Genomic DNA, 690 nt, shown 5'->3' on the forward strand with positions numbered 1-690 from the left:
CGGGCAACCCGGCCAACGCCTCCTGCCAATAACGCAACTGCCCCGCGATCGGACTGTCCGGGTCCTCGAGATCACCGAACTGCGCCCGCTGCCACAGCGCGTAATCGATGTACTGCACCGGCAAAGGCCCCCAATCCGGGCCCCGCCCGGATGATCGGCGGACGTAGGCCGCGCCGAGGTCGCGCACCAGCGGGGTCAGCGACCATCCGTCCGCGGCGATATGATGGGCCACCGCCACCAGCACATGCTCGTCCTCGGCGAGGCGGAAAAGCTGTGCGCGCAAAGGGATTTCGTGGCACAGGTCGAATCGGTGGCCGGCTATCGCGTCGATGGCGTCGTTCAGCCGGCTCGCCGGCCATCCGTTGGCGTCAATCACCCGCCAGCCGATGTCGGCTTGTTCGGCGGGGATCACGACCTGGTGCGGTGTGCCGTCGCAGACGGCGAACACGGTACGCAGGCTCTCGTGCCGGCCCACCACGTCGAGCAGCGCGGCGCCCATGGCGTCGGTATCCAACGATCCGCGCAGGTGCAGCGCGATGGCCATGTTGTGCACCGGGGACGGCCCGTGCAGTTGGTCGAGGAACCACAACCGGGACTGGGCAAACGACAACGGAACCACCGCCGGCCGCTCACCCGCCACCACCCGAGCAAGCGTGCGGCCACCACCGCGCACCCGAGGCGCCAACTGCG

General features: G+C 69.1%; 1 protein-coding gene. It reads right to left on the bottom strand.

Translation table 11 applies throughout. From position 1 onward, the window contains the following. Positions 1 to 690: condensation domain-containing protein (locus H7I87_RS03325; protein WP_264002561.1), on the bottom strand; the 690-nt coding region annotated here is incomplete at both ends.

It is taken from the genome of Mycobacterium timonense, from assembly GCF_025821985.1.
GTDB lineage: Bacteria > Actinomycetota > Actinomycetes > Mycobacteriales > Mycobacteriaceae > Mycobacterium > Mycobacterium avium.